The following is a 7,290-nucleotide window of genomic DNA, read 5'->3' on the forward strand; positions in this document are numbered from 1 at the left end:
CGTTCAACGAATAACGTTTAATCCGCTTTCGAATTGAGCGATTCAAGTCCCCAGCGCGCGAGTGCTTCGTCGTCCGTGATGCGCGCGTCGACCCAGCGCTCGCCGCTTTCGGTTTTCTCTTTCTTCCAGAACGGCGCCTGGGTTTTCAGGTAGTCCATCACGAATTCGCACGACGCGAATGCGTTCCCCCGATGCTTCGACGTCGTCGCGACCAGCACGATCTGGTCGAGCGGCAGCAACTTCCCGACGCGATGCACGATCAGCACTTCCGTCCCCGGCCAGCGCTCGCGCGCCGCGTCGACGATCGCTTCCAGCGACTTCTCGGTCATGCCCGGATAGTGCTCGAGCTCCATCGTCTCGACGGTTTCGCCTTCGTTGATGTCGCGCACCGTGCCGACGAAGCACGCGACGGCGCCCACCTTCGGATTCTGTGCGCGCAACGCGGCCACTTCCGTCGACAGGTCGAAATCTTCAGTCTGAACGCGCACGGTCATCGTTCGATCCTCGCGGCCTTGGTCGGCCGTTTTGTCAGCTCTTTATCAGCCGCCGGTGACAGGCGGGAAGAACGCGACTTCGCAGCCGTCGGTGAGACGCGTGCCCGCGTCCGTCATCACATGATTGCAGGCCATGCGCAGCGCGCGGCCGTCCGCGAGCGTCTCGGCCCACACGCCGCCTCGCACGCGCAGCCACGCGCGCACGTCGCCGACGGTGGCGATGCCTTCGGGTACGTCCACGGCTTCATCGGAGCGGCCGAGCGCTTCACGGACGCTCGCAAAATATTTCAGCTGGATTTTCATCGTCGGTAACGGCCCTAAATCGGCTCTGATCGGCTCAAGCGCGGCTCGACAACGGCCGCCGTCAGTTGAGCAACTCGGAAAACGGGATGAAGCGCACGGTCTCGCCGGCGCTGATCGTATGATTCGGCGGATTGTCGATCAGCCCGTCGCCCCAGACGGTCGAGGTCAGCACGGCCGAACTCTGGTTCGGGAACAGATCGAGGCCGCCTGCGGCGTTCACGCGCGCGCGCAGGAATTCGTTGCGGCGATCGCCCTTCTGCTGCGTGAAATCGGCGCGCAGCGACAGTGCGCGCGGCGTGACGGTGCGCACGCCCGCGAGCCGCAGCAAAAACGGCCGCACGAACAGCAGGAACGTGACGAAAGTCGACACGGGGTTGCCCGGCAGACCGATGAAGAACGTTTCACCCGTCTTGCCCGCCTCGCCCTCCGTGCCGGCGCGGCGAATCGCGCCGAACGCGAGCGGCTTGCCCGGTTTCATCGCGATCTGCCACATTGAAAGCCGCCCTTCCGCCTCGACGGCGGGTTTCACGTGATCTTCCTCGCCGACCGACACACCGCCGCACGTCAGGATCAGATCGTGTGCCTGCGCAGCTTCGCGCAGCGTATCGCGCGTAGCGTCGAGCTTGTCGGGCACGATGCCGTAGTCGGTCACTTCACAGCCGAGCTTGTGCAGCAGACCCGTCAGCGTGAAGCGGTTCGAGTTGTAGATGGCGCCCGGTTTGAGCGGCGCGCCGGGCATCGTCAATTCGTCGCCTGTGAAAAACACGGCGACTTTCACGCGCCGCACCACCTCGAGATCCGCACAGCCAACGGACGCCGCCAGCCCGAGCGCCTGCGGCGAGAGCCGCGTGCCGGCGGGCAGGATCGTCGCGCCTTTGCGGATGTCCGCGCCCTGCTGCGTGATCCACTCGCCCGCCTTCGGCGTATGCAGGATGGTCACTTCATCGCCGGTCGCTTCCGTCTGTTCCTGCATCACGATGGCATCGGCGCCGGACGGTACCGTCGCGCCCGTGAAGATGCGTGCTGCGGTGCCCTCGGCGAGCGGCTGCGGCGCGTGGCCCGCCGGAATCCGCTGGGAAATGGGCAGCCGCCGCTCGCCCTGCGACAGCTCGGCGACCCGCACCGCGTAGCCATCCATCGAACTCGTGTTCATCGGCGGGACGTCGAGCGGCGAGACGACGTCCGCGGCCAGAACGCGGTTGGTCGCGTCGAGGGTCGGCAGCCTTTCGGTGCCGTCGATCTGTACGGCGGCGCCGAGCAGTGTCGCGAGGGCATCGGCCGTCGAGAGCATGGGCGCGCGGGGCGCTGCCTGTCCCGGAGGCGTCGGAGGCGTGGGTGTGGACATCGTTCGGTTTCGGAGCGATTCGGAAAGAATCATTGTAACGGGAGGGGCGCCCTTTGGCGGGGGGCGCGGTTTTGGTTTTGGGGTTGCGTTTTTTGTTGGCATCCGCGTTATGCCTTCGTTGTTCATGCGTTGCCCCTGTGCGGGGCGGCACTTACTTTCTTTGCCGCCGCAAAGAAAGTAAGCAAAGAAAGCGGGCTCACACCGCCAGTCCTTGTTTTTGCCTGCGGGCCCCCGACGGTTCTTACGCTTCACGCGGCAACGCACTTGTTTGCGCCCATTGCCAGCGTGCTACCTGCACGCATCACCCGCTTCACACTCCCCGCGTCACGAACAGCGTTACCAGCCGTCCACGGCCGCCCAGGTGGCAAACTGTGTGTAGGCGGTCGCGAGGTCAATGCACCACTCCGGACTGAAAAGCAGGATCGGTGTCGTAGGAGCGCGAACGCATATGGTGCGACAACCTACACACAGTTTGCCACCTGGGCGGCGCAAACCGTTCGCTGCCGCTGGCTGCGCTGCGGGTGACTGGAGCGGGTGATGCGCCTGTTCAAGGCGCTGGCAACGGGTGCAAACAAGTGCGTTGCCGTGTGAAGTGCGGGACCCGTTGAGGGCCCGCAGGCAAGAACAAGGATTGGCGGTGTGAGCCCGCTTTCTTTGCTTACTTTCTTTGCGGCGGCAAAGAAAGTAAGTGCCGCCCCGCACAGGGGCAACACTAGCAAACCAGAGACATCAAACGAATGCCAGCGAAACCGCAGAGCAGAAACAAAAAGGCGAAGCCCGCGCCGAGAAGGCAAGAATGACGACTACGTCGCAGACAAAAACTCAACGAGTGTGCGCAGCAACGAACCCCTTCACGCACTCAGCATCATTCGCCAGAACTTCAAACCGCTGCGGCAGATCTTCGATTCCACTGAACGCCGCCGGACGCTCCGGCTCGCGCTCCAGCGCCTCGCGAATCGTCTCGCCGAACTTGATCGGCTGCGCAGTCTCCAGCACCACCATCGGAACGCCCGCCTGCAAATGCTCACGCGCGACCTTCACGCCATCGGCCGTATGCGTATCGATCATCGTGTCGTAACGCTGGAACACGTCGCGGATCGTATCGACGCGGTCGTCGTGGCTGCTACGCCCCGACACGAAGCCGAACTCCTTCACGCGCGCAAAATCCCCGCTAGCCTGCAAATCGAAGCCGCCCTTCTCTTCGACATCGCGGAACAGTTGCAGCACGCGCTTCGGATCGCGGCCGAGCAGATCGAACACGAAGCGCTCGAAATTCGACGCCTTCGAAATGTCCATGCTCGGGCTGCTGGTGTGATACGTCTCCGACGACTTGCGCACACGGTAAATGCCCGTGCGGAAAAACTCGTCCAGCACGTCGTTCTCGTTGGTCGCAACCACGAGCTTCTCGATCGGCAAACCCATCATGCGCGCTATGTGACCCGCACACACATTGCCGAAGTTGCCCGACGGCACAGTGAACGACACACGCTCGTCGTTGCTCTTCGTGGCCGCGAAATAGCCCTTGAAGTAATACACGACCTGCGCGACGACGCGCGCCCAGTTGATCGAGTTGACGGTGCCGATCTTCTGCTGCGCCTTGAACGCGTGATCGTTCGACACGGCCTTGACGATGTCCTGGCAATCGTCGAACACGCCTTCGACCGCGATGTTGAAAATGTTCGGGTCCTGCAGGCTGTACATCTGCGCCGTCTGGAACGCGCTCATCTTCTTGTGCGGCGACAGCATGAACACGCGAATGCCCTTCTTGCCGCGCATCGCGTATTCGGCCGCGCTGCCCGTATCGCCCGAAGTCGCGCCGAGAATGTTCAGCGTTTCGCCGTGCTTCGCGAGCGTGTACTCGAACAGGTTGCCGAGCAACTGCATCGCCATGTCCTTGAACGCGAGCGTCGGACCATTCGACAGTTCGAGCAGCGACAGCGGCGCGCCGTTTTCGACACCGAGCGTCTTGAGCGGCGTGATCTGCGCGGCGTTTTCCTCCTCGCGCACGTTGCAGTACACCTGCGCCGTGTACGTGCGGCGCGTCAGCTCGCGCAGGTCGTCGGCGGGAATGTCGTCGCTGAACTTGCGCAGGATCTCGAACGCGAGATCCGCATACGGCAGCGGGCGCCAGCGCGCGAGTTCATCCGCCGACACCTGCGGATATTCGTTCGGCAGATACAGACCGCCATCCTTCGCGAGACCGCCGAGCAGGATGTCGGAGAACGTATGGCGCTCGCCGATGCCGGCGCCGCGCGTGGAAATGTAATTCATGAGCTTGCCTCTTTACGTGTGTGCGGTGCGTCAGTCCAGCGCTTCCATGCGCAGCTTCGTCACTTTCGACACGACCGTCTTCAGCGCCTCGATGTTCGCGATCGCCGCGTTCACGTTCTTTTCGACCGTCTCGTGCGTGATCAGGATGATGTCCGTCTCGCCCTTCTTCGACGCGTCGACATGCTCCGATTCCTTCTGCAGCAGCGCGTCGATCGAGATGCCCGTGTCGGCGAGAATACGCGTGATGTCGGCCAGCACGCCCGTCACGTCGGCGACGCGCAGACGCAGGTAGTAGCCGCTCGTCACTTCGTCGATCGGCAGGATCGGCGTGTTCGACAGACGGTCCGGCTGGAACGCCAGATGCGGTACGCGATGCTCCGGATCGGCCGTATGCAGGCGCGTCACGTCGACCAGGTCGGCGACCACGGCGGAAGCCGTCGGCTCCGCGCCCGCGCCCTTGCCGTAATACAACGTCGTGCCGACGGCGTCGCCGTGCACCACCACCGCATTCATCGCGCCTTCCACGTTGGCGAGCAGACGCTTGGCCGGGATCAGCGTGGGATGCACGCGCAGTTCGATGCCCTTGCCCGCGCGGCGAGCGATGCCGAGCAGCTTGATGCGATACCCAAGCTCTTCCGCGTACTTGATGTCGATCGCGGCGAGCTTGCTGATGCCTTCGACGTACGCCTTGTCGAACTGCACGGGCACGCCGAACGCGATCGCGCTCATGATGGTCGCCTTGTGCGCGGCGTCGACACCTTCGATGTCGAAGGTCGGGTCCGCTTCCGCGTAGCCGAGTTCCTGCGCGGCCTTCAGAGCCGTCGCGAAATCGAGGCCGCGGTCGCGCATCTCCGACAGGATGTAGTTCGTCGTGCCGTTGATGATGCCCGCGATGTACTGGATGCGGTTCGCCGTCAAGCCTTCGCGCAGCGCCTTGATGATCGGGATGCCGCCCGCGACTGCCGCCTCGAACGCGACCATCACGCCCTTCGCGCGGGCCGCTTCGAAGATTTCCGTGCCGTGCACGGCGAGCAGCGCCTTGTTGGCCGTCACGACATGCTTGCCGTTGCTGATCGCGCGCAGCACGAGTTCGCGCGCAATGCCCGTGCCGCCGATCATTTCGGCAATGATGTCGATCGACGGATCGTCGACGACCGAACCGAAGTCATCGGTGATCGCCACCGTGCCCGCTTCTTTGCCGAGCGCCGCTGTCGCCTTGGCGGGATTGCGCACGGCAATGCGCGCAATCTCGATGCCGCGGCCCGCGCGTCGGTTGATTTCTTCCTGGTTGCGGCGCAGTACCGTGAAGGTGCCACTGCCTACCGTGCCGAAGCCCAGCAGTCCAACTTTGATCGGTTCCATGCAGCGTGTGTTTCGAGTGAGAGATTGGTAAATCGGTTCGGGCGCGGATGCAGTGCGCTCAGGCCGCGTGGCGTTTGCGATAGCCGTCGAGGAAACGCGCGATCCGGTTGATCGAATCGGCGAGATCGTCGATGTTCGGCAGGAACACGACGCGGAAGTGATCCGGCGTCTTCCAGTTGAAGCCGCTGCCCTGCACGAGCAGCACGCGCTCTTCCAGCAGCAGATCGAGAATGAACTGCTGGTCGTTCTCGATCGGGTACATCTTCGGATCGAGACGCGGGAACATGTACAGCGCCGCCTCGGGCTTCACGCAGGTCACGCCGGGAATCGCCGTCAGCATGTCGTACGCGAGTTCGCGCTGCTTGTGCAGGCGCCCGCCCGGCATGATCAGTTCGTTGATGCTCTGATAGCCGCCGAGCGCCGTCTGGATCGCGTACTGGCCGGGCACGTTCGGGCACAGGCGCATCGACGCCAGAATGCCGAGGCCTTCGAAGTAGTCTTTCGCGCGGCGGCGGTTCTCGCCCGTCAGGCCGGAAACCCACATCCAGCCCGCGCGATAGCCGCACGAACGGTAGCTCTTCGACAGACTGTTGAACGTGACGGTGAGCACGTCCTCCGACAGCGCAGCCATCGACGTGTGCGCCTTGCCGTCGTAGACGATCTTGTCGTAGACCTCATCCGCGAAGATCACGAGGCCGTGCTGACGCGCGATCTCGATCAGGCCGAGCAGCAGCTCGTCCGAGTACAGCGCGCCCGTCGGATTGTTCGGGTTGATCACGACGAGCGCCTTCGTGTTCGGCGTGATCTTGGCGCGGATGTCGTCGAGGTCGGGCATCCACGCGTTCGACTCGTCGCAGACGTAATGCACGGGCGTACCGCCCGACAGGCTCACGCCCGCCGTCCACAGCGGATAGTCGGGCGCGGGCAGCAGCACTTCGTCGCCGTCGTTCAGCAGCGCCTGCAACGCCATCACGATCAGCTCGGACGCGCCGTTGCCGATGTAGATGTCGTCCAGCTCGACGCCGACGACGCCCTTCTGCTGCGCGTAATGCATGATCGCCTTGCGCGCGGCGAACACGCCCTTCGAATCCGAATAGCCCGACGAAACGGGCAGATTGCGGATCATGTCCTGGATGATCTCGTCCGGCGCCTCGAAGCCGAACGGCGCCAGATTGCCGATGTTCAGCTTGATGATGCGGTGGCCTTCCTCTTCGAGGCGCTTCGCATGTTCGAGAACGGGCCCGCGAATGTCGTAGCAGACGTTCAACAGCTTGTTGGATTTGAGTATCGGTTTCACGACGGGCACTTCATCCTGGAGTAATGAGCGGAACCACGGAGCTTTCGCCCCACGCAGCGGGCAAGCCATAAGAACGGGAACTGCGACAGCCGCGCGGCGCGGGCAGGCGCAGTGCATGGTGCGGGACGTCGGCGGAACGCGGCCGTCAGTGGGCCGGGCAGGCGTATGGGTGGCGCCTCTGCCGACGCGCTCCGGGCACCCCACTGGCAACGGCGGGC

6 protein-coding genes are annotated in these 7,290 nt (G+C 63.8%); all 6 read right to left on the reverse strand.

Annotated features, from left to right (window positions below; translation table 11 throughout):
* Positions 1 to 17 precede the first annotated feature (17 nt).
* The 6 genes from moaE to G3N95_RS38820 all read right to left on the reverse strand — a co-directional run bounded on the left by moaE (position 18) and on the right by G3N95_RS38820 (position 7,081).
* Positions 18 to 494, reverse strand: coding sequence for a molybdopterin synthase catalytic subunit MoaE (moaE, locus tag G3N95_RS38795; protein WP_205975370.1), 477 nt, complete (start codon positions 492 to 494; stop codon positions 18 to 20).
* A gap of 45 nt (positions 495 to 539) precedes the next feature.
* Positions 540 to 797, reverse strand: coding sequence for a molybdopterin converting factor subunit 1 (gene moaD / locus G3N95_RS38800; RefSeq protein ID WP_205975371.1), 258 nt, complete (start codon positions 795 to 797; stop codon positions 540 to 542).
* Between the two features lie 61 nt (positions 798 to 858).
* Positions 859 to 2,088, reverse strand: a complete 1,230-nt coding sequence (glp, locus tag G3N95_RS38805; protein WP_205975376.1) for a gephyrin-like molybdotransferase Glp — start codon at positions 2,086 to 2,088, stop codon at positions 859 to 861.
* 876 nt (positions 2,089 to 2,964) lie between these two features.
* Entirely contained in the window at positions 2,965 to 4,413 is a 1,449-nt protein-coding gene (gene thrC, locus G3N95_RS38810; protein ID WP_205975372.1) for a threonine synthase, read from the reverse strand.
* A gap of 30 nt (positions 4,414 to 4,443) precedes the next feature.
* On the reverse strand, positions 4,444 to 5,775 hold the full coding sequence (locus G3N95_RS38815) for a homoserine dehydrogenase (protein WP_205975373.1): 1,332 nt from the start codon (positions 5,773 to 5,775) through the stop codon (positions 4,444 to 4,446).
* A 58-nt stretch (positions 5,776 to 5,833) separates the two neighbouring features.
* On the reverse strand, positions 5,834 to 7,081 hold the full coding sequence (locus G3N95_RS38820; protein ID WP_346778443.1) for a pyridoxal phosphate-dependent aminotransferase: 1,248 nt from the start codon (positions 7,079 to 7,081) through the stop codon (positions 5,834 to 5,836).
* Positions 7,082 to 7,290: the final 209 nt, after the last annotated feature.

The sequence above is a fragment of the Paraburkholderia sp. Tr-20389 genome, from assembly GCF_017104565.1.
In the GTDB taxonomy this organism is placed as follows: domain Bacteria; phylum Pseudomonadota; class Gammaproteobacteria; order Burkholderiales; family Burkholderiaceae; genus Paraburkholderia.